This window comes from Klebsiella sp. 4_1_44FAA (assembly GCF_000238715.1).
Classification (GTDB): Bacteria; Pseudomonadota; Gammaproteobacteria; order Enterobacterales; family Enterobacteriaceae; genus Klebsiella; species Klebsiella pneumoniae.
Map to the genome: position 1 here is coordinate 1 of NZ_JH414838.1, position 1,185 is coordinate 1,185.

1 protein-coding gene is annotated in these 1,185 nt (G+C 53.4%); it reads right to left on the bottom strand.

Going from position 1 to position 1,185, the window contains the following annotated elements; all coding sequences use genetic code 11:
- Nucleotides 1-143 precede the first annotated feature (143 nt).
- The gene (locus HMPREF1024_RS00115) at nt 144-1,124 is read right to left on the bottom strand and encodes an IS5-like element IS5 family transposase (protein ID WP_000019402.1); all 981 of its coding nucleotides are present in this window, start codon (nt 1,122-1,124) and stop codon (nt 144-146) included.
- Nucleotides 1,125-1,185 lie beyond the last annotated feature (61 nt).

Below are 1,185 nucleotides of genomic sequence, written 5' to 3' on the forward strand. Positions count from 1 at the left end.
AGGTGCGAATAAGCGGGGAAATTCTTCTCGGCTGACTCAGTCATTTCATTTCTTCATGTTTGAGCCGATTTTTTCTCCCGTAAATGCCTTGAATCAGCCTATTTAGACCGTTTCTTCGCCATTTAAGGCGTTATCCCCAGTTTTTAGTGGGATCTCTCCCACTGACGTATCATTTGGTCCGCCCGAAACAGGTTGGCCAGCGTGAATAACATCGCCAGTTGGTTATCGTTTTTCAGCAACCCCTTGTACCTGGCTTTCACGAAGCCGAACTGTCGCTTGATGATGCGAAATGGGTGCTCCACCTTGGCCCGGATGCTGGCTTTCATGTATTCGATGTTGATGGCCGTTTTGTTCTTGCGTGGATGCTGTTTCAAGGTTCTTACCTTGCCGGGGCGCTCGGCGATCAGCCAGTCCACATCCACCTCGGCCAGCTCCTCGCGCTGTGGCGCCCCTTGGTAGCCGGCATCGGCTGAGACAAATTGCTCCTCTCCATGCAGCAGATTACCCAGCTGATTGAGGTCATGCTCGTTGGCCGCGGTGGTGACCAGGCTGTGGGTCAGGCCACTCTTGGCATCGACACCAATGTGGGCCTTCATGCCAAAGTGCCACTGATTGCCTTTCTTGGTCTGATGCATCTCCGGATCGCGTTGCTGCTCTTTGTTCTTGGTCGAGCTGGGTGCCTCAATGATGGTGGCATCGACCAAGGTGCCTTGAGTCATCATGACGCCTGCTTCGGCCAGCCAGCGATTGATGGTCTTGAACAATTGGCGGGCCAGTTGATGCTGCTCGAGCAGGTGGCGGAAATTCATGATGGTGGTGCGGTCCGGCAGGGCGCTATCCAGGGATAACCGGGCAAACAGACGCATGGAGGCGATTTCGTACAGAGCATCTTCCATCGCGCCATCGCTCAGGTTGTACCAATGCTGCATGCAGTGAATGCGTAGCATGGTTTCCAGCGGATAAGGTCGCCGGCCATTACCAGCCTTGGGGTAAAACGGCTCGATGACTTCCACCATGTTTTGCCATGGCAGAATCTGCTCCATGCGGGACAAGAAAATCTCTTTTCTGGTCTGACGGCGCTTACTGCTGAATTCACTGTCGGCGAAGGTAAGTTGATGACTCATGATGAACCCTGTTCCATGGCTCCAGATGACAAACATGATCTCATATCAGGGACTTGTTCGC